Here is a 21,469-nt window from a genome sequence, read left to right as displayed (position 1 = left end):
CCTTCCGGCAGCCGCTGCTGCGCGAGGTGGCCTACGCACGGCTCCCACAGGCCCAGCGGGCCGCCAAGCATGCCGCCGTGGCACGCTGGGAGGGCCGCTCCCGGACACCGGGCGGATCGCTCCGCCCGGTGGCGCCCGAACTGCTGCGGCTGGGCTCCGTGGTACAGCGGCTGCGCGACGCGGCCCGGACGGGGCCCGGTCCGGAGCCCAGGGCCGCACTCACGGAGGGGACGCCACTGTTCCCGGCCGGCGCCGGACGGTGACCGCCCACTGCGGCACAGCAGACCGGCCACCTCCGCACAGCACCCCCCGAGCCCGGCTCACCGACCGGACGCCGCCGCACCCGGCCGGTCCCCCGCGGTGACCACGCGCGCCGGGTCCGGGGGCTCGGCGTAGAGCAGGTCGACCACCTCGGCGCGGCGCTCGGCCACGGCGCGCTGGTTGAGGTAGCCCTTGTCGGTGATCTCGCCGTTGTCGATGCTCGGCGGCTCGGCCACCAGGGCCAGCCGGGCGACGCTCGAGGCGGCGCCCTTGCCCGCGTTGAGCGCGGCCAGGGCGGCGGCGAGGTGGTCGCGCAGGCCGTCGTCGCCGAGCAGTTCCGCGGTGTCGGCGGCGTCGGTGCCGAGCAGTTCGTTGGCCCGGCCCAGCGCCGGCCAGGCGATGGCGGCGACATAGGGCCGGTCGCCGCCGACGAGGACGGCGTCGGAAAGCACCCCGGCGGCCGACAGCAGCGCGTTGCGCAGCCGGCCGGCGGCGACCCAGGTGCCGGTGGCGAGCTTGAAGTCCTCGGCTATCCGACCGTCGAAGGCGATCCCGCGGCGGGCGTCGCCGCCGGGGTCGAGCAGCCGGGCCGCGTCGCCGGTGCGGTAGTAGCCGTCCTCGTCGAGCGCGTCGGAGACCTCGGCGCCCAGGTAGGCGGGGGTGACCGAGGCGCCGCGTACCCGGATCTCGGCCCGGCCGCCGGCCGGGGCGAGCTTCAGCTCCACGCCGGGCAGCGGAATGCCGATGCCGTCGCGCACCCCGCCCCAGGTGGAGGTCGCCGCGGGCCCGGTCTCGGTGGCGCCCCACGAGGACACCACGGGGATGTCGCGGCCGGTCGCCGCACGGGCGACGGCCCGCAGCCGCCGCCGCAGCGCGTCCGGCAGGTCGGCCCCGGCGTAGAGGATGATCCGCGCGCGCGACAGCACGCGCCGGGCGAGGCCGGGGTCGCTCTCCAGCGCCTGGGCGAGCTGGGTATATCCGGCCGGTACGTTGACGACGACGGTGGGCGGCATCCGGCGCAGCGCGTCGAGGGTGCGGGGGAACGCGTCGGGCAGCGGTGTCCCGTCGTCGATGAAGAGGCTGCCGCCGTTGCACAGCGCCAGGTTCAGGTTGTGGTTGCCGCCGAAGGTGTGGCTCCACGGCAGCCAGTCGGTCAGTACGGGCGGCTCGTCGGCCAGGAACGGCCAGATCTGCCGGAGCATCTGCTGGTTGGCGCACAGCATCCGGTGGGTGTTGAGCACTCCCTTGGGGGTGCCCGTGGAGCCCGAGGTGAACAGGATCTTCGCGACGGTGTCCGGCGTCAGCGCGTCCTGCGCGCGCCGCACCGCGCCGGTGACGGCGGTGCGACGCAGGGCGTCGACGGTCACATCCCCCGCACCCGGCCGCCGCGAGACGAGGGTCGCGGGCGAGGTGCCGGCCGCGTCGGCGGCCGCCACCAGGGCGCGGCGGAAGAGCTCGCCGTCCTCGGCGTACACCGCCCCGGGGCGGACCAGGGCGGCGAGCGAGCGCAGCCGTGCCAGGTCGGTGCTGCGCAGCGAGTAGGCCACGCTGACCGGTGCGGCCGGTACGCCGGTGAGGTGGCAGGCGAGGGTCAGCAGCAGGTGGTCCAGGGAGTTGCCGGACAGCAGCAGGACCGGGGCACCGGGGCCGCACCCCCGGTCCAGGTACGCCTGGCCGAGGGCGGCGGCGGCCTCGGCGGCGGCGCCATAGGTCAGGGTGCGCCAGCCCTCGCCGTCGCGCTCGGCCGCGAGGACCCGGTCCGGCTCGGCGGCGGCCCAGTGGCGCAGCGCGTGGGCGAGCGTGGGCGGATGGTCCTTCAGCCCCTCGCCGACACGCAGGATCCGGCTGCCGTCGGGGCGTTCCTCGCAGGACACCTCTGCGTACGGCGCCACGGGCGCGTTCACCGGGCCGCCTCGCCGGTCTCCGCGCCCCGCTTCTGAAGGTCGAGCTCGACCCGTGTACGCAGCTCGCCGGAGGCGATCAGCGTGGCGACGCGTTCGATGTCGGTGTCCAGCGGCCGGTCGCGGTCCAGGAACGCGCTGAGGCCGCGCACCGCGTCGTACGCCGTACGGGTCGGCGCGCTGAGGACGTCCAGGCCGCGCAGGTCGGCCGCCTGGCACAGGGCGATGAGGTGGGCGGCCGCGACGCGCTGGACCAGTTCGACGACCGAGCGGGCGTCACGGGCGGCGATGGTGCCCATGCTCACCTTGTCCTGGTTGTGCGCCTCCGTCGAGCGGGAGAACGAGGCGGCCGGCATGGTCCACTTCAAGGCTTCCGCGGCCAGCGACGAGGCGGTGATCTGCATGCCCTTGAACCCGTGGAACAGGCCGGCCTCGAACGCGTCGGGACCCAGCCGCGGGATGAGGTTGGGCGTGAGGCCGTTGTTGAACTTCTCGTCGACGATCAGTTCCAGCTGCCGGTCCAGCAGGTCGCCGACACTGGCGACGGCGGTCTTCAGTGCGTCCATGGCCTGGGCGACGTGGCCGCCGTAGAAGTTGCCGCCGTTGCGCACGGTGCCGGCGGCCACGTCGAACAGGGGGTTGTCGTTGGCGGAATTGACCTCGACGGTCAGCCACCGGTGCGCCCAGTCGGCGGTGTCGCGCAGGACGCCGGTGACATGCGGGGCGCAGCGTACCGAGTAGTGGTCCTGGATGGGGCGTTCCAGCTCGCCGAAGTCGCCGTCGGGCCTGCGCAGCAGCGGGTCGGGCATGGTGTCGCCGGTGAGCATCGCCCGGATGGCGGCGGCACTGGCGACCATGCCGTCGTGCGGCTTGGCCTCGAACAGGAAGGGGGCGAAGTGCGAGGGGTTGCCGAGCAGCACCTGGCTGGTCAGCGCGGTGCACAGGTCGGCGGCGAAGGCCAGCTCCCGGGCGTCGTGCAGCGCGAGGACGGCGAAGCCGGACATGAAGGAGGTCCCGTTGACCAGGGCGAGGCCCTCCTTGGCCTCCAGGGTCACCGGGGTCAGGCCGCACTCGGCGAGGGCCTGTGCCGCGGGCTTGTCCTCGCCCGCGTGCCGCACCGTGCCGCGCCCGGTCAGGGCGGCGGCGAGGTAGCTCAGCGGCACCAGGTCGCCGCTGGCGCCGACCGAGCCACGCTCCGGGATACGGGGCAGGATGTCCGCGTTGAGCATGTCGATCAGCGCGGTGATCAGCTCGGGCCTCACTCCGGAGACACCGCGGGCGAGGCAGTTGGCGCGGACCGCCATGGTGGCCCGTACGACGTCGTCCTGGGCCAGCGGGCCGGTGCCCGCGGACAGGAAGCGGACCAGGTTGTCCTGGAGGTGGTCGGTCTTGCGCTGGGATATCTGCCGGGCGCTGCTGTCGCCGAATCCGGAGGTCACCCCGTAGATCGGGGTGCCGGCTTCGATCAGGGTGTGCTTCATCGCGTTGGACGCCGCGATCCGCGCGGCCGCCTCGGGGGACAGGGCGACGGTCCGGGTGCCCGGGCGCCGGGCGAGGGTGACGATGTCCTCGACGGCGAGGTCGTGTCCGTCGAGGGACACATCGCGCAGTCCGGTCCGCCGTCGGGTGGGTGTGAGCATGGTCTGTCATCTCCTACTGCGGGAAGCAGCCGGTTGCACCGGGGAAGTGGAAGGGATCACCGGGGGAAGTAGCCGGTGCGGGTGAAGAACTCGTCGTACTGGCGGAACAGCTCCCGGGTGGGCTCGGGCCGGACGATGCCGGTGTCCGCGAGCGCCGCGTCGGTGGCGGAGCTGTCCATGGCGAGGTACACGTCGGTGGCGCCGGGGCCGGAGACGGCCTCGAACGATTCGAGCAGGGGCAGCAGCGCGTTGCCGCGGTCGGCGACGATCTTGTCGTGCCAGGCCGCGCGGTCGAGCTCGGTCAGCTCGTGGCCGAAGGACCGCAGGTGCGCCACGATGTCGGCGAAGCCGACCGGGGTCCGGCCGGACAGGTGGAAGGTGCGGCCCGCGGTGTCGGGCCGCCGGGCCAGGGCGAGCACGGCGGCGCTGACGTAGTCCACCGGCACGAGGTGGAAACTGCCGCCGAGGCCGGCGGGGACGGCGCGGGCCTGCACCATGCCCTTGACGCTCAGCCACACGAAGTCGCGGGTCTGGCAGGCGCCGCGCCGCTGGTCGCCGGAGACCAGGTCGACCCGGTGGACGGTGACCGGCAGCCCCCGTTCGCGGGCCTGGCCGAGCAGTTGCTCGGCCACCCACTTGCTCTGGGTGTAGCCGGTCCGCAGCTCCTCGGGCGGCCCGGTCGGGTCGTCGGGGCGCAGCGGAACGCCGGGGGTGACCGGCCGGGCGAACACGCCGGTGGTGGAGATGTGGTGCAGCGGGACGGTGCGGTGGCGGGCCGCGAGGCGCAGCAGTTCCGCGGTGCCCCCGACGTTGGCGGCCTTCAGCTGGGCGTACGGCTGGAGCCAGTTGACGTGGGCGCCCGCGTGGAGGATCAGATCGACCGACCGGGCAAGGTCGTCGAACTGTTCCGCCGTCAGGCCCAGCCGGTCCCTGGCGAGGTCGCCGACGACCACGTCGAGGCGGCCGGTGTCGACCTCGTCCCACACCTCGTACCAGCGCATGTTGTCCGCCAGACGGCGCAGTGCGTCGTCCCGGTCGGTGCCGCGGACCAGGCAGCGCACTCTGGCGCGGGTGGTACGCATCAGGTCGCGCAGCAGGAACGCGCCGACGAAGCCGGTGGCGCCGGTGAGCAGGACCTCGCCGGGGTCGGCCACGGCCTCGACGGTGGTGGTGGCGGGCCGGATGTCGTCGGGGAGGACCGTGTCGGCGGCGAAGTCGTCCGTCGTCCGGCCTCCGCCGGCGGGTGCTTCGCCGTCGGGTGCGGCGGGCTGGAGGTCGCGCAGCAGCCGGTCGGCGACGGACCGCGGGGTCGGGTGGTCGAAGATCAGGCCGGGTGGCAGCCGTAGCCCGGAGGCGGCGTCGAGCTGGTTGCGCAGCTGGACGGAGCTGAGCGAGTCGAAGCCCAGCTCGGGGAAGGACGCGTCGGCGCGCACGGCGTCCGGGCCGGTCAGGCCCAGGAGGTGGGCGGTCCGGGCCCGTACCAGGTGCAGGACGCGCGCCCGGCGCTCGGCGGGCGGCAGGGCGGCCAGTTCGTCGGCGAGCGCCATGGGTGATGCCGACTCCCCCGCCGGGTGGCGGGCGCCGCGGCGGGCCAGTCCGCGCAGCAGGGGCGGGACCGGAACCTGCCCGCGGACCGTGTCCAGGTCGATCGGGCAGGCCACCACCAGGGGGGCCGCGGCGGCGACCGCGGCGTCCAGCATGGCCATGCCGTGCTCGGCGGAGATCGTCCTGAAGCCTTCCCTGGCGACCCTGCGCAGGTCGGCCGCCGCCGACATGCCCCCGTCCGCCACCGTCCACGGCCCCCACGCCACCGAGACGGCAGGCAGCCCGGCGGCGGCCCGGCGCTGGGCGAGGGCGTCGAGCGCGGTGTTGGCGGCGGCGTAGTTGGCCTGCCCGGGGCCGCCGAAGGTCCCGGCGACGGAGGAGAAGAGCACGAACGCGGTGAGGTCGTGACCGCGTGTCAGCTCGTCCAGGTGCCGGGCCGCGTCGGCCTTGGGGCGCAGGACCGTCTCCAGGCGCTGCGGGGTGAGCGCGGTGAACGCACCGTCGTCCAGGACGCCGGCTGCGTGCACGACCGCGCGCAGCGGCCGGTCGGCGGGTATCCGCTCCAGGACGGCGGCGAGTGCCGCCCGGTCGCCGACGTCGCAGGTTTCGACGGTGGCGTGGGCGCCCAGCGCGGCCAGTTCCTCGACCAGGGACGCGGCGCCGGCGGCGCGCAGGCCGCTGCGGCTGGTCAGCGTCAGGTGCCGTACGCCGTGCCGGGCCGCCAGGTGGCGGGCCACCTCGGCGCCCAGCGCGCCGGTGCCACCGGTGATCAGCACGGTGCCGTCGGTGGGCCAGTGCGGCGTCCCGGTGGGCGCCGCGGCGGGGGCGAGCCGGGGCACCAGGACCCGGCTGCCGCGCACGGCCACCTGCGGCTCGCCGGAGGCGGCGACGGCGGCCAGGAGCGACGGCGGGACCTCGGTGGCGGACTCGTCCACGTCGACCAGCAGGAACCGGCCGGGGTGCTCGGACTGGGCGGAGCGCAGCAGGCCCCAGACGGGGGCCGCGTCGGACGGCGCCTGCCCGTCCACCGCCACCGCGCCGCGGGTGACAACGGCGAGGGGGGTGCCGGGGGGCCCGTCGGCGAGACTGCGCTGGGCCACGTCGAGCACGCGGTGCAGCGGATCCGTGGCAGCCACGTGCGTACCCGGCGGGACGGGCCCTTCGGCGGCGGGCAGGACCAACGGGGTCCACACGAGCCGGTGGAGGCCGTCCGCCGGGAGCACCGGGGGTGGATCGCCGTAGGTGACCTCGTCCGCGGCGGCGATCACTCGCCCGGCCGCGTCGGTGAGCAGCAGGCCGGGCCCGCCGGGCGGGGCGGGTGCGACGCGTGCCGCGTCCGCGCCCGCGGTGTAGACGCGCACGCCCCGCCAGCGGAGCACGGGCCGGTGGCCGATCGCGGCGGACAGCAGCCCAGGGTGGAGGATGTAGCGCTCCGCGTCGTCGCCGTCCACGGTGCACGCGCCGTCCGCGGCCGGGGGCGGTACGGCCGGGGGTGGTACGGCCGGCGTCGGGCTGAGGGTGCCGTGGGCGTACCGGGTCCACGCGCCACCCTCCGAGGGGCGGGCGTGGACGCGCAGGTCGCGGCGGCCGTCGGCGCCCGGCGCCGCTACCGTGACCTGGAGCTGGAGCCCTCCGCGCGCGGGTGGGACGGCGTCGACGGCGAGGGTCTCCACGGTGGTGCAGTCGACCTCGTCGGCGGCGCGCAGAGCCGCCTCGACCCAGACCGTCGCGGGTGTGCCGGCGCCGGTCAGCCGCCCCGTCAGCGTGACGCGCCCGCCCTCCGGGTCCTCGACGGCCGAGGTGAGCAGCGGATGCCCGGTCGCGGAGCGGTCGGCGCCGCGCCGGGCGGCCTGCCAGTAACGGCGGTGGTCGAAGGCGTAGGTGGGCAGGTCGGCCGGGCGCGCGCCGCGGTCCGCGAAGAAGCCCTCCCAGTCCACCGGCACACCCGCCGCGAACAGCCGGCCCAGGCCGGTCACCGCGACCGCCGCCTCATCGCCTCCGCGGCGGCCCAGCGCCACGGCCACCGGCACCGGCAGGTCGGCCAGCATCCCCGTCAGCACCGCGTCCGGGCCCACCTCCACGAAGGTGTCCACCCCCGCCGCCGACATCGCCGCCGCGGCGTCCGCGAACCGCACCGGCTCGCGCACATGCCGCACCCAGTACCCCGGGTCCGTCACCTCCTCCGGGCCCGCCATACGCCCCGTCACGCCCGAGACCAGCGGCACGGCCGGTGCGGCGAGGCGCAGCTCGCGCACCACCGCGCCGAAGGCGTCGAGCATCGGGTCCATCAGGGGCGAGTGGAAGGCGTGCGACACCCGCAGCCGCCGGTGCCGTACGTCCCCCAGCCCCGCGACCACGGCCTCCACCGCCGCCTCCGCACCCGAGACCACCACCGACTCCGGCCCGTTGACCGCCGCGACGGCCACCTCCTCCGTCAACAGCGCGCGCACCCGCTCCTCCGACGCCGCCACCGCCACCATCACCCCGCCCGCCGGCAACTCCTGCATCAGCCGGGCCCGCTCGCCCACCAGCGCCACCGCGTCGTCCAGGCTCAGCACCCCGGCCACATGCGCCGCCGCGATCTCACCCACCGAGTGCCCCGCCACCACCGACGGCCGCACCCCCCAGGACTCCACCAGCCGGAACAGCGCCACCTGGTAGGCGAACAGCGCCGGCTGCGCGAACGTGGTGCGGTCCAGCCCCTCCCCCGTCGCGACCGCTTCGGCGAGCTCCGGCGAGAAACGGCCGCACACGTCCGCGAACACCCGGGCGAAGAGCGGGAACGCCGCCGACAGGCCGCTGCCCATGCCCGCCCACTGTGCCCCCTGGCCCGAGAACACCACACCTACCCGCCGTCGGCGGGCCGCCGGTTCGGGGGCGTCGCCGGCGGCGGCGGTCAGGCCGGGCAGCAGGTCCGCCGTCGACCGGCCGGACACGACCGCGCGGTACGGCAGGACGGCGCGGGTGGTCGCGAGCGAGTACGCCACATCGGTCAGGGCGCCGTCGGGGACGGCGGTGAGGTGGTCGCGCAGCCGGTGCAGCTGGTTGCGCAGCCCGCCGGGGGTGGCGGCGGTGACGGCGAGTGGCAGGACGGCGGTGTGCGGCGTCTCCACAACGGGCGCGGGCCCGGCGTCGGCGGCGGGCGGCTCCTCGATGATCACGTGTGCGTTGGTGCCGCTGATCCCGAACGACGACACCCCCGCCCGCCGCACCCGGCCGGGCACGTGCGGCCAGGGCTGCTCGTGTACGGCGAGCCGCACGGCGCCGGCCGCCCAGTCCACGACGGTGGTGGGCTCGTCGGCGTGCAGGGTGCGCGGCACGGCCCCGTACCGCAGGGCGAGCAGCATCTTGATGACGCCGCCGACCCCGGCGGCGGCGGAGGTGTGGCCGATGTTGGACTTCAGCGAGCCCAGCCAGAGCGGGCCCCGGTCGCCGCGGTCCCGGCCGTACGTGGCCAGCAGCGCCTGCGCCTCGATGGGGTCGCCGAGCCGGGTACCGGTCCCATGCCCCTCCACCACGTCGACATCCGCGCCGCTGATTCCCGCGTCCGCCCACGCCGCCCGGATCACCCGCTCCTGAGCGGGGCCCGACGGAGCCGTCAACCCATTGGAGGCACCGTCCTGGTTCAGCGCCGAACCACGCACCACACCCACCACCGGATGCCCGAGCCGACGCGCATCCGACAACTTCTCCACCAGCAGCACGCCCACGCCCTCGGACCAGCCCGTACCGTCCGCGCCCGCCCCGTACGACTTGCACCGACCGTCGACCGCGAGACCCTGCTGGCGCGAGAACTCGATCCAGGCGCCGGGGGCGGACATGACGGTGACGCCGCCGACGAGCGCGAGCGTGCAGTCGCCGTTGCGCAGGGCCTGAGCGGCGAGGTGCAGGGCGACCAGCGAGGAGGAGCAGGCGGTGTCCACGGTGATCGCCGGGCCGTGCAGGCCGAGGGTGTAGGCGACGCGGCCGGAGGCCACGCTGGCCGCGCTGCCGGCGAGCAGGTATCCGCGCAGCTCGTCCGGGCCGGTGTCCATGTCGGTGTAGGTCTGGCCGGCGAAGCCGGCGAACACACCGGTGGGGGTGGCGCGCAGTGCGGCCGGGTCGATGCCCGCGCGCTCGACCGCTTCCCAGGCGACTTCGAGGAGCAGGCGCTGCTGCGGGTCGGTCGCCAGCGCCTCGCGGGGCGTCATGCCGAAGAGCGCGGCGTCGAAGTCGCCCGCGCCGTCGAGGAATCCACCGCGCGTGGTGTCGCAGCGGGCGGCGAGGTCGGCCAGGTCCCAGCCGCGGTCGTCGGGGAAGTCGCCGATCGCGTCGCCCCCGTCGCGGACGAGCCGCCACAGGTCCTCCGGGGTGCGGACACCGCCCGGGTACCGGCAGGCCATCGACACCACGGCGATCGGATCGTCGTCACCGGACTCCCGTTCGGCGAGGCGGTCCCGGGTACGCCGCAGCTCCTCGGTGACCCGCTTGAGGTAGGCGGCGAGCTTCTGCTCGTTGGGGGTGGGCATCGGGATCACTCCGCTTCCGGGCCGAGTTCGCTGTCGACGTATGCGAACAGGTCGTCGAGGGACGGGTCGTCGGGAGCCGGGTCGGGCCCGGGGCGCAGCTCGGTATGCAGGTGTTCGGCGAGCGCGGCCGGGGTGGGGTGGTCGAAGACCAGCGTGGCGGAGAGCGCCAGGCCGCTGAGCCGGTTGATCCGGTTGCGCAGTTCGACGGCGGTGAGGGAGTCGAAGCCCATCTCGTGGAACGGCCGCTCCGGATCGACGGCGTCGGGGTCGGCGTGGCCGAGCACGGCCGCGGTCTGCTCGCACACCGCTTGGAGGACGTACGGGCCCCGGTCGGCCGCGGGGAGGCCGGCGAGCCGTTCGCGGAACCCGGGGTCCGTGGGCGCCGCGGTGGGCGCCGCCGCCACGGTCGCCGGCGGGGCGCCGTCGGCGATCCAGTAGTGCTGGTGGTCGAAGGCGTAGGTGGGCAGGTCGGTCGGGCGCGCGCCGCGGTCCGCGAAGAAGCCCTCCCAGTCCACCGGCACACCCGCGGTGAACAGCCGGGTCAGCGCGGACACCGCACCGGCCGCCTCGTCGGCGTCCCGCCGGATCAGCGGCACCGCCACCGGCACCTCGGTGAGCAGCCCAGTCAGCGTCCCGTCCGGCCCGGCCTCCACGAACACGTCCACCCCGTCGGCGCGCATCGCCGCCACCGCGTCCGCGAACCGCACCGGCTCGCGCACATGCCGCACCCAGTACCCCGGGTCCGACAGCTCGCCCGGCTCCACCGGCCGGCCGAGGAGACCCGACACCACCGGCATACGCGGCTCGCGCAGTGTCACCTCGCGGAGCGCGGCGGCGAAGGCGTCGAGCATCGGGTCCATCAGGGGCGAGTGGAAGGCGTGCGACACCCGCAGCCGCCGGTGCCGTACGTCCCCCAGACCCGCGACCACGGCCCCCACCGCCGCCTCCGCACCCGAGACCACCACCGACTCCGGCCCGTTGACCGCCGCGACGGCCACCTCCTCCGTCAACAGCGCGCGCACCCGCTCCTCCGACGCCGCCACCGCCACCATCACCCCGCCCGCCGGCAACTCCTGCATCAGCCGGGCCCGCTCACCCACCAGCGCCACCGCATCGTCCAGGCTCAGCACCCCGGCCACATGCGCCGCCGCGATCTCACCCACCGAGTGCCCCGCCACCACCGACGGCCGCACCCCCCAGGACTCCACCAGCCGGAACAGCGCCACCTGGTAGGCGAACAGCGCCGGCTGCGCCACCTCCGTACGTTCCTGCTCGGCGCCGTCCCCCGACCACAGCGTCCGGGCCAGCTCCGGCGAGAAGCGCCCGCACACGTCCGCGAACACCCGCCGGAAAACGGGGAACGCCGCCGACAGCGCCCGGCCGGGCGCCGCCCGCCGTGCCCCCTGGCCGGAGAACACCACGGCCACCCGGCGGTCGGCGGACGCGAGGTCGGACGTGGCACCGGCGAGCCGCTCGACGGCCTCCGCGGAGGTGTGTGCGACGACCGCCGTACGGTAGGCGAGCGGCGACCGGGACACGGCGAGGGAGTACGCCACGTCCAGCGGGTCGGCCGTGCCCTCGCCGAGCCGGGTGGACAGCCGCTCCACCTGGCCGCGCAGGGCGGCGGCGGACCCGGCGGACACGACGAACGGCAGGGCGGGCGTACCGGTTTCGGCGGGCTCGGCGGGCTCGGGCACCGGCTCGGCCGGCGGCTCTTCGATGATCACGTGCGCGTTGGTGCCGCTGATCCCGAACGACGACACCCCCGCCCGCCGCACCCGGTCCGGGGTACGCGGCCACGGCCGGGCCTCAACCAGCAGCCGGACGTCGCCCGCCTCCCAGTCGACCTCCGGGCTCGGTTCCTCGGCGTGCAGGGTGCGCGGCATGCGCTCGTACCGCATGGCCTGGAGGACCTTGATGACGCCGGCGACGCCCGCGGCGGCCTGGGTGTGGCCGATGTTGGACTTCAGCGAGCCCAGCCAGAGCGGACCCCGGTCGCCGCGGTCCCGGCCGTACGTGGCCAGCAGCGCCTGCGCCTCGATGGGGTCGCCGAGCCGGGTACCGGTCCCATGCCCCTCCACCACGTCGACATCCGCGCCACTGATTCCCGCGTCCGCCCACGCCGCCCGGATCACCCGCTCCTGAGCGGGGCCCGACGGAGCCGTCAACCCGTTGGAGGCACCGTCCTGGTTCAGCGCCGAACCACGCACCACACCCACCACCGGATGCCCGAGCCGACGCGCATCCGACAACTTCTCCACCAGCAGCACGCCCACGCCCTCGGACCAGCCCGTACCATCCGCACCCGCCCCGAACGACTTGCACCGCCCGTCGACCGCCAGACCCTGCTGACGCGAGAACTCCACGAAGGTGGTCGGGGTGGCCATCACGCTGACGCCTCCCGCGAGCGCCATGGCGCACTCGCCGTTGCGCAGGGCCTGGACGGCGAGGTGCAGGGCGACCAGCGAGGAGGAGCAGGCGGTGTCCACGGTGATCGCCGGGCCGCGCAGGCCGAAGGTGTACGCGATGCGGCCGGACGCCACGCTGCCCGCCGAGCCGGTCATCAGATAGCCCTCGACCCCGTCCGGGAGCCGCTCGGCGCGGGCGGCGTAGTCGTGGTAGGCGACGCCCATGAACACGCCGGTGGAGCTCTCGCGGATGTCGGCGACCGGGATGCCGGCGCGTTCCCAGGTCTCCCACGCGACTTCGAGCAGCAGCCGCTGCTGCGGGTCCATGGCGAGGGCCTCCCGCGGGCTGATGCCGAACAGGGCGGCGTCGAAGTGCCCGGCGTCGTACAGGAACCCGCCGTGGCGGGTGGCCGAGCGGCCGGTGCCTTCCGGGTCCTCGGCGAAGAGGCGCCCGGTGTCCCAGCCGCGGTCGGTGGGGAACTCACCGACCGCGTCGGCCCCGTCGCCGACGAGCCGCCACAGGTCCTCCGGGCCGCGCACATCGCCGGGGAAGCGGCCGGCCATGGCGACGATGGCGATCGGGTCCTCGCCGGCGGGGGCGGCAGCCGTGGTGGTCCCGCCCGCCTCGGCCGCCGGGGCCGGCGCGTCGCCGAGCAGGCGCTCGCGCAGGTGGGCGGCGAGCGCGGCCGGGGTCGGGTAGTCGAACAGCAAGGTGGCGGGCAGCGGCAGCCCGGTCGCGGACCGCAGCCGGTTGCGCAGCTCGACCACAGTCAGCGAGTCGAAGCCGGACTCGCGGAACGCGCGGTCCGGGTGGATGGTGTCCCGGTCGGCCGCGTCGTAGCCGAGCGCCGTCGCCGCGTGGCCGCGCACCAGGTCCAGCAGGTGCCGGTCCTGATCTGCCCGGGAGAGCCCGGCCAGCCGGCCCGCCTCCCCACTCACCTCGGCCGTCTCGGTGGCGAGGGCACGGGCCGGTGCGCGCACCAGGCCGCGCAGGAGCGGCGCGAGCGCGTTCTCCCCCGCCCGGTCGCGGAGCGCGGCGAGGTCGAGGCGGGCGGGGACCACCAGAGTGCGGTCCCCGCCGAGCGCGGCGGCGAACAGGGTCAAGCCGTCGGCGGTGGACATCGGGGCGAGGCCGGACCTGCGCAGCCGCGCCAGGTCCGCGTCGGCGAGGCTGCCCAGGCCGCTGGGGCGCTCCCACAGTCCCCACGCCAGGGAGACGCCGGGCACGCCCCGGGCACGGCGCCGGTGGGCGAGCGCGTCGAGGAAGGTGTTGGCGGCGGCGTACGCGGACTGGGCCGGGAGGCCGAGCACGCCGACGGCCGAGGAGAACAGCACGAAGGCGGTGAGCGGCAGGTCGCGGGTGAGCTCGTCCAGGTGGACCGCCCCATCGGCCTTGGGGCGCAGCACCGCGTCGAGCCGCTCGGGCGTCATGGCGTCCAGCGGGGCGTCGTCGGCCGCGCCCGCCAGGTGGTAGACGCCGGTCAGCGGATGCGTGGCGGGGATGTCGGCGATCACGGCGGCGAGCGCGGCGCGGTCGGTCACGTCGCAGGCGCGTACGGAGACGTCGGCGCCCGCGGCCGTGAGTTCGGCGGCCAGTTCGGCGGCGCCGGGGGTGTCCGCGCCGCGCCGCCCGGTGAGCACCAGGTGGCGGGCCCCGGCGGCGACGAGGTGGCGGGCCAGGTCGCCGCCGAGGCTGCCGAGGCCACCGGTGATCAGGTGGGTGCCGGTGGGATCGGCGGCGGTCCGGTCGGCGCCGGCGGTACGGACCAGCCGGGGCACCAGGATGGCGCCGTCACGGATCGCGGCCTGGTTCTCGCCGGCCGCCACGGCGAGGGCGGCGGCGCGCCGCACGGCGGCCTCGTCGGCGGCGGCGTCGGCGTCCACCAGCACGAACTGGTCCGGGTGCTCGGCCTGCGCGGACCGCACCAGACCCCACAGGGCGGCCCCGGCGGGGTCGGAGACATCGGCGGGACCGCGCACCGCGACCGCGCCGCGGGTGAGCACGACCAGGCGCGCGGCCGGGGAGTGTTCGTCGGCGAGCCAGGCATGGAGGGCCGTCAGGCCGCGTGCCGCCGTGGCACGGGCGTGTGCCGCCCCCCGCCCGGCTGCCGGTGCCGCGTCCGTCGCCTCCGGCAGGTCACCCGAACCGAGCGCCTGCCCGGCCGACGCTGCCGCGTCCGGCAGGCCGCCGGGCCCGGCCGCGTCGTCGGCCGGTGTCACGATCCGCAGGTCGGCTCCGGCCGCGGTGGCCGCTCCGGCCGGCAGCGGCTGCCAGTCGAGTGCGTACAGGGCGCCGCCGCCCGTGGTGACGGCCGTCAGGTCGGCGGCGGGGACCGGTCGCATCAGCAGCGAGTCGACGGCGGCCACCGGGCGGCCCGCGGGGTCGGTCGCGGTCACGCTCACCGCGTCGCCGCCCGCCGGGGCGACGCGCACGCGCAGGGTGGTGGCCCCGGCCGCCGGTACGCGGACGCCGGACCACGTGAACGGCAGCCGCACCATGCCGGCCCCGGTGGCCGGGGTACGCAGCAGCTCTGCGTGGAGGGCCGCGTCCAGCAGGGCGGGGTGGACGGCGTAACGGCGGGCGTCGGCGTGGTGGGCCTGGTCGAGGGCGACTTCGGCGTACATCTCGTCGCCCAGACGCCAGGCGGCGCGCAACCCCCGGAAGGCGGGCCCGTATCCGTAGCCGTCGGCTTCCCGGTCGGCGTAGAAGGCGGTCACGTCGACCGGTTCCGCGCCGGGCGGGGGCCAGGCGGCGGGCGGCTGCGGGCTGGGGGCGGCCGTGGTCAGGGAGCCGGTGGCGTGCCGGGTCCACGGCTCGTCGTGGCCGGTGTCCGGGCGGGCGTGCACGTCGACGGGGCGCGTGTGGTGGGCGTCGAGCGCGCCGACGGTGACCCGGAGCTGGACCGCCGTGCCCTCGGGCAGCAGGAGCGGCCGCTCGACGGTCAGCTCCTCGATACCGGAGCAGCCCACCTCGTCCCCGGCCCGAAGGGCCACTTCGACGTAGGCGGTGCCGGGCATGAGCGCGGTGCCGCCGACGGCGTGGTCGGCGAGCCAGGCGGGCGACCGCGGCGAGAGGCGGCCGGTCAGCACGGTCCGGTCGCCGTCGACCGCGGTCAGGACGGCGCCGAGCAGGGGGTGGTCGGCGGGGGCGAGTCCGGCGGCCGCGACGTCGGAGGGGCCGGTCGCCGGGGACAGCCAGTGGTGGCGCCGCTGGAAAGGGTAGGTGGGCAGGTCGGTCCGGCGTGCCCCGGTGCCGTCCAGGGGCACGTCCCAGTCCACGGCGAGCCCACGGACGTGTGCCTCGGCGAGCGAACGCAGGAAGCGTTCCCGGCCGCCCTCGCCGCGGCGCAGGGTGCCCACGGCGGCGGGCTGGTGGCCGATCTCGTCGGCGGTGTCCAGCAGGGCCGACAGCAGCAGGGGGTGCGGGCTGCACTCGACGAACGCGCGGTGCCCGTGGCCGAGCAGGGCGACCACGGCGGCCTGGAAGTCCACCGGCTCGCGGGCGTTGCGGAACCAGTAGCCGGGGTTGAGGTCGCCGGCGCCCAGCGGGCCACCGGTCACCGTGGAGTAGAGGGCGATGCGCGGCGGGTGGTGGGGGATGCCGTCGAGCAACTCGCGCAGGGGCTCGCGCAGCGGCTCGACCAGGGCGCAGTGCGAGGCGCCCGCGCGGACCACGACGCGGGCGCGGATGCCGTCCGCCTTGCAGTCGGCGACGAAGCGCTCGATCTCGTCGGGCTCCCCCGCGACGGTCACGGCAGTCGGCCCATTGACGACGGCGAGATCGACGGGCGCGTTCCGCTCGGCGATACGGCGGCGCACACCGTCGGCGGAGAGCTCGACCGCGGCCATCATGCCGCGTCCCGGCAGCTCCTGTGCGAACAGGCGGCTGCGGCGCACCACGACGGTCGCGGCGTCCTCCAGGGTGAGCACACCGGCGACGCAGGCGGCGGCCAGTTCGCCCTGCGAGTGGCCGACGACCGCGGCGGGGCGTACGCCGTGCGCCTCCCACAGGGCGGCGAGCGAGACCATGACGGAGAACAGCACCGGCTGGGCCACGTCGCTGTGTTCCTGGTCGGCGGCGCCCTCACGGCCGAGCACGGTGTCGAGCAGGGACCAGCCGACGAGGGGGTCGATCACCGCGGCGCACTCGCGCAGCTTGTCGGCGAACGCCGGGGCCTGCTCGTACAGCGCGTTGGCCATGCCCGGCCACTGCGATCCGTGGCCGGGGAAGACGAAGGCGACCCGGCCGTGGTCGGCGGCGGTGCCGTGCACGACACCCGCGGCCGGGGTGTCGGTGGCCAGCGCGTCCAGGGCGGCCGCGAAGCCGTCGTGGTCGGTGGCCACGGCGACGGCGCGGTGCGGGAAGTCGGCACGGCCGTGGGCGAGCGAGAACGCCACGTCGGCGGGGTCGGTGCCGGGGTGGGCGGCGAGGTGGTCGAGCAGCTGGGCGGCCTGGGCCCGCAGCGCCGCGGGCGTCTTCGCGGACAGCGGCCAGGCCACGGGCCCCGCCGCGGCGCGGGGCGGTTCGGGGTCGGCCGGCGGGGGCGCCTCCTCCAGGATCAGGTGGGCGTTGGTGCCGCTGATACCGAACGACGACACGCCCGCCCGGCGCGGTCGCCCCTCGGCGCCGGCCCAGTCGACGGGCTCGGTCAGCAGACGGACCGTGCCCGCGCTCCAGTCGACGCTCGGGGACGGCACGTCGGCGTGCAGGGTGCGGGGCAGCACGCCGTGGCGCAGTGCCATGGTCATCTTGATGACGCCGGCCACCCCTGCGGCCGACTGGGTGTGCCCGATGTTCGACTTCAGCGAGCCGAGCCACAGCGGGCGGCCCTCGGGGCGGTCCTGGCCGTAGGTCTCCAGCAGTGCGTTCGCCTCGATGGGGTCGCCGAGTCGGGTGCCGGTGCCGTGGGCCTCGACCGCGTCGACGTCGGCGCCGGTCAGGTTCGCGGTGTGCAGGGCCGCCCGGATGACGTGGCGCTGCGCGGCACCGTTCGGGGCGGTCAGCCCGTTGGACGCGCCGTCGGAGTTGATGGCCGAGCCGCGGAGCACGGCCAGGACGGGGTGGCCGTGGCGGCGGGCGGCGGAGAGACGTTCCAGGACGAGCATGCCGGCGCCCTCGGCCCAGCCGGTGCCGTCGGCGGCGGCGGAGAACGCCTTCGACCGGCCGTCGGGCGACAGTCCGCCGAGCCGGCTCAGCTCGGCGAAGACGCCCGCCGTCGGCATGACGGTCACCCCGCCCGCGAGGGCGAGCGCGCACTCGCCCGCGCGCAGTGCGCGGGCCGCGGTGTGCAGGGCCACGAGCGACGCCGAGCAGGCGGTGTCGACGGTGACGGCGGGTCCGCGCAGGCCGAGGACGTAGGCGATCCGCCCGGACGCGACGCTGGGGGTGGTGCCGGTGTAGAGGTAGCCGTCGGAGCCGTCGCTGTCTTCGCCCATGCGCGGCCCGTACTCCTGGAAGGTGGCGCCGACGAAGACGCCGGTGTCGCTGTCGCGCAGCGAGCCGGGGTCGATGCCCGAGCGCTCCAGGGACTCCCAGGAGGTCTCCAGAAGCAGCCGCTGCTGCGGGTCGAGCGCGGCGGCCTCGCGGGGGCTGATGCCGAAGAACGCGGCGTCGAACTCCGCGATGCCGGCCAGGAAGCCGCCCTCGCGCACGTACGAGGAGCCGCGACGCCGCGGGTCGGGATCGTAGAGCCGGTCGACGTCCCAGCCGCGGTCGGTGGGGAACGGGCCGATCGCGTCCACGCCGTCGGCCACGATCCGCCACAGGTCCTCGGGGGACCGGACGCCGCCGGGGAAGCGGCAGGCCATGCCGACGATGACCACCGGGTCGTCGTCCGCGTCCGTGTTCTCGGCGGCTGCCGGGGGCTCGTCGGCGGGGTCGGCGCCCGTCGAGAGGTGGCGGGCGAGCCGGCCGGGCGTGGGGTACTCGAAGACCAGGGTCTCCGGGAGGGCGCGGCCGATGGCGGCGGCCAGCCGGTCGCGCAGCTCCACGGCGATGATCGAGGTGACGCCGATGTCGCGGAAGGCCGCGTCGGCCGGGATCTCGCCGGGGGCGTCGGAGCCGATGACGGCGGCGGTGTGGCGCCGCACCAGGTCCAGCGGGTCCTCGGCCGGCCGTGCCGTACGCCGGTTCGCGTCCGCCGAGGTGGCCGGGGCCGCCGCGGACGCGGGCGCGGTCTGGGCGGTCTTCCCGGAAGTGGCCCCGGCGGGGGTGGCAGGCCCCTGCGCGGACGCAGGCGGGGCGGCCGGGGTGCCCTGCCCGGTCACGGACGCGGCCGGAGCAGCCGCCTCCGGTACCGGCGCGGCCGGGCCGCAGTCCCCGGGTACGGGCGCGGCCGGAGCGGTCTCTTCGGGTACGGACCCGCCCGGAGCCGCCTGCCCGGCGGCGGGCGCCGCGGGCAGCCAGTGCCGGCGGCGGCGGAACGCGTAGGTGGGCAGGGCGACATGGCCGCCGCGCCCGGTCAGCGCCGTCAGGTCCACGTCGGCGCCGGCCACGTGCAGCCCCGCCAGGGCCTCCACCAGCGTCTCGGGCTCGGGGCGGCCGGCGCGCAGGGCCCCGAGGAAGCGGCGGCCGTCGGGGACGGTGGAGCGGGCCGCGGCGGTGAGCACCGTGTCGGGCCCCAGCTCCAGATAGGTGGTGACCCCGGCCGCGTCCAGGCGGCGCACACCGTCGGCGAACCGGACGCTGTCCCGCACATGCCGCACCCAGTACGCGGGGTCGCACAGCTCGGCGGCGGTGGCGATGTCGCCGGTGAGGTCCGAGACGACGGGCAGCCGCGGCGGCGCGTAGGACAGGGACTCCGCGACCGTCCGGAAGGCGTCCAGCATCCCCTCCATGCGGGGCGAGTGGAACGCGTGGCTGACCCGCAGCCGGCGGGTCCTGCGGCCCTCGGCACGCCACCGCTCGGCGAGCCCGTCGACGGCCTCGGCGTCACCGGAGATCACCACGGCGCGCGGCCCGTTGACCGCGGCGACGGACACCCGGTCCGTCAGGCCGTCGTGGTCGAGGGCCGCCCTGACCTCGTCCTCGCCGGCCTCGACGGCCGCCATCGCGCCGCCGCCGGGCAGCGCCTGCATGAGCCGCCCGCGGGCGGCGACCAGGGCGCAGGCGTCCGGCAGCGTCAGCACGCCGGCGACGTGTGCCGCGGCCAGCTCGCCGATGGAGTGGCCGAGCAGCAGGGCGGGCCGTACGCCGAGGCCGGTGACGAACCGGTGGAGCGCGACCTCGATGGCGAACAGGCCGGGCTGGGCGTACTCGGTACGGTGCACGGCATCGGCGTCGGGCGAGCCGGGGCCGGCCCACAGCACCTCGCGCAGCGGACGGTCGAGCAGGGCATCGAAGTGCGCGCAGACCTCGTCGAAGGCGGAGGCGAAGGCGGGGTGGGCGGCGTACAGCTCCCGCCCCATGCCGGGCCGCTGCGCGCCCTGGCCGCTGAACAGCACCGCGACGTCGCCGCCCGTGGCCTGGCCCACGGCGGTGCCGGCGCCCTCGGCGCCCCGGCCCAGCGCGTCGAGCCGGGTGCGCAGGGTGGCGCGGTCGCCTGCGACCACGACGGCCCGCGCGGGGAAGGCGGTGCGGGTGGTCAGGAGTGACGCGGCGAGTGCGGCCGGTGGCACCCCGGGCCGCTCCTCCACCCAGCGCGCGAGGTGACGGGCCTGGGCGCGCAGCGCCTCGGCGTCGCGGCCGGAGACGGCGTACGGCAGGGGCAGCGCGTGGCCGGCCGGAGCGGGGGCATCGGCCGGGGCGGGGCCGGACCCGGAAGCCGGGGCGGCACTGGTGTCAGCCGGGGCGGGAGCGGTGGTGTCGGGGGGGTCCGTCGGGTCAGGCGCGGCCGCCAGGACCAGGTGGCAGTTGGTGCCGCCCATGCCGAACGAGCTGACCCCGGCGATCAGGGGCGCGTCCGGGCTGGGCCACGGGCCCAGCCGGTCGTGCACGCGCAGCCGCCACTCGTCCATGGGGATGCGCGGGTTGGGGGTGCGGTAGTTGCGGCTGGCGGGCAGCTCGCCCTCGCGCAGCGCGAGAACCACCTTGAGCAGGCCGGTGATGCCGGCGGCGGCCTCCAGATGGCCCACGTTGGTCTTGACCGAGCCGACGTGCAGCGGCCGGGCGGCGGGCCGGAGGGCGCCGAGCGCCGCGCCGAGCGCCTCGGCCTCGACGGGGTCGCCGGCGCGGGTGCCGGTGCCGTGCAGTTCGACGTACTGGACGGCGGCCGGGTCGACGCCCGCCTGGCGGTACGCCTCCTCGATCACCTCGCGCTGCGCGTCCGGCTCGGGGTGGGTCAGGCCGGGACCGCCGCCGTCGTTGTTGACCGCGCCGCCGCGGATGACACACCAGATGTCGTCGCCGTCGGCCAGGGCCCGGCGCAGCGGCTTGAGCACCACCACCGCGCCGCCCTCGCCGCGGACGTAGCCGTTGGCGCGGGCGTCGAAGGTGAAGCACTCGCCGTCCGGGGACAGGGCGCCGAACCGTTCGACGTCGGCCGTCGCGGCGCCGCTGAGGTTGAGTTGCACGCCGCCCGCGAGGGCGAGGTCGCACTGGCCCGACCGCAGGCTCTCGCAGGCGAGGTGCACGGCGACCAGGGACGAGGACTGGCCGGTGTCGACGGTCATGCTGGCGCCGCGGCTGCCCAGCAGGTACGACAGCCGGTTGGCGATCAGGCTGCGGCCGAGACCGGCCAGGGTGTGCGGGGAGACGGCGTCCGGGCCCGCGCCCGCGGTGAGCCGGGCGTAGTCGTCGGCGACCGCGCCGAAGAAGATCCCGAGCCGGGTGCCGCGCAGTCGCGACGGCACGATGCGGGCGTTCTCCAGGGACTCCCAGCCGAGTTCGAGCGCGAGGCGCTGCTGGGGGTCCATGGCGGCCGCCTCGCGTGGGGTGACGCCGAAGAAGTCGGCGTCGAAGTCCTCGACGCGGTCCAGGAAGCCGCCTCTGCGCAGCCGCACGGGGGCGTCGCTCCAGCGGTCGGCGGGAGCCTCGGCGACGGCGCCGCGCCCTTCGCGCAGCAATTGCCAGAACGCGCCGGGGTCGGGTGCTCCAGGGAGTCGGCAGGCGATTCCGACAACCGCCACGGGCTCCGGGGGACGGGGTTCGTCATGCACGTCTACGGCCACGAAACCGACGGTATGCGCGGGGCTCCACCGCCCGGCAACTGGCCGGAATCCGGGCCGGGGCCGGGCGCGATGGACGGGCGATTACCTGCTGGCACTAG

4 protein-coding genes and 1 pseudogene are annotated in these 21,469 nt (G+C 76.3%); 1 reads left to right on the top strand and 4 read right to left on the bottom strand.

Annotated elements, in window-relative coordinates; all coding sequences use genetic code 11:
* Positions 1-77 precede the first annotated feature (77 nt).
* Positions 78-263 carry a hypothetical protein gene (locus tag N6H00_RS39380; RefSeq protein WP_268976707.1) on the top strand — a complete coding sequence of 62 codons (186 nt, stop codon included), beginning with the start codon at positions 78-80 and terminating at the stop codon, positions 261-263.
* Between the two features lie 57 nt (positions 264-320).
* Here N6H00_RS39380 and N6H00_RS39375 read toward each other — a convergent pair whose 3' ends face one another.
* The 4 genes and pseudogenes from N6H00_RS39375 to N6H00_RS39360 form a co-directional block, all read right to left on the bottom strand.
* The gene (locus N6H00_RS39375) at positions 321-2,165 is read right to left on the bottom strand and encodes an AMP-binding protein (RefSeq protein ID WP_268976706.1); all 1,845 of its coding nucleotides are present in this window, start codon (positions 2,163-2,165) and stop codon (positions 321-323) included.
* Complete coding sequence (locus N6H00_RS39370; RefSeq protein ID WP_268976705.1) at positions 2,162-3,802, bottom strand: HAL/PAL/TAL family ammonia-lyase; 1,641 nt, start codon at positions 3,800-3,802, stop codon at positions 2,162-2,164. Before N6H00_RS39370 ends, N6H00_RS39375 begins: the two co-directional genes overlap by 4 nt.
* Positions 3,803-3,858: 56 nt before the next feature.
* Positions 3,859-9,861, bottom strand: coding sequence for a thioester reductase domain-containing protein (locus N6H00_RS39365; protein WP_443073265.1), 6,003 nt, complete (start codon positions 9,859-9,861; stop codon positions 3,859-3,861).
* Positions 9,862-10,022: 161 nt separating this feature from the next.
* A pseudogene (locus N6H00_RS39360) lies at positions 10,023-21,371 on the bottom strand (type I polyketide synthase); the annotation flags it as partial.
* Positions 21,372-21,469: the final 98 nt, after the last annotated feature.

This window comes from Streptomyces sp. S465 (genome assembly GCF_026898115.1).
Classification (GTDB): Bacteria; Actinomycetota; Actinomycetes; order Streptomycetales; family Streptomycetaceae; genus Streptomyces; species Streptomyces luomodiensis.
Note: the sequence above shows the minus strand (reverse complement) of the source record. Positions and strands in the feature narration are given on the sequence as shown.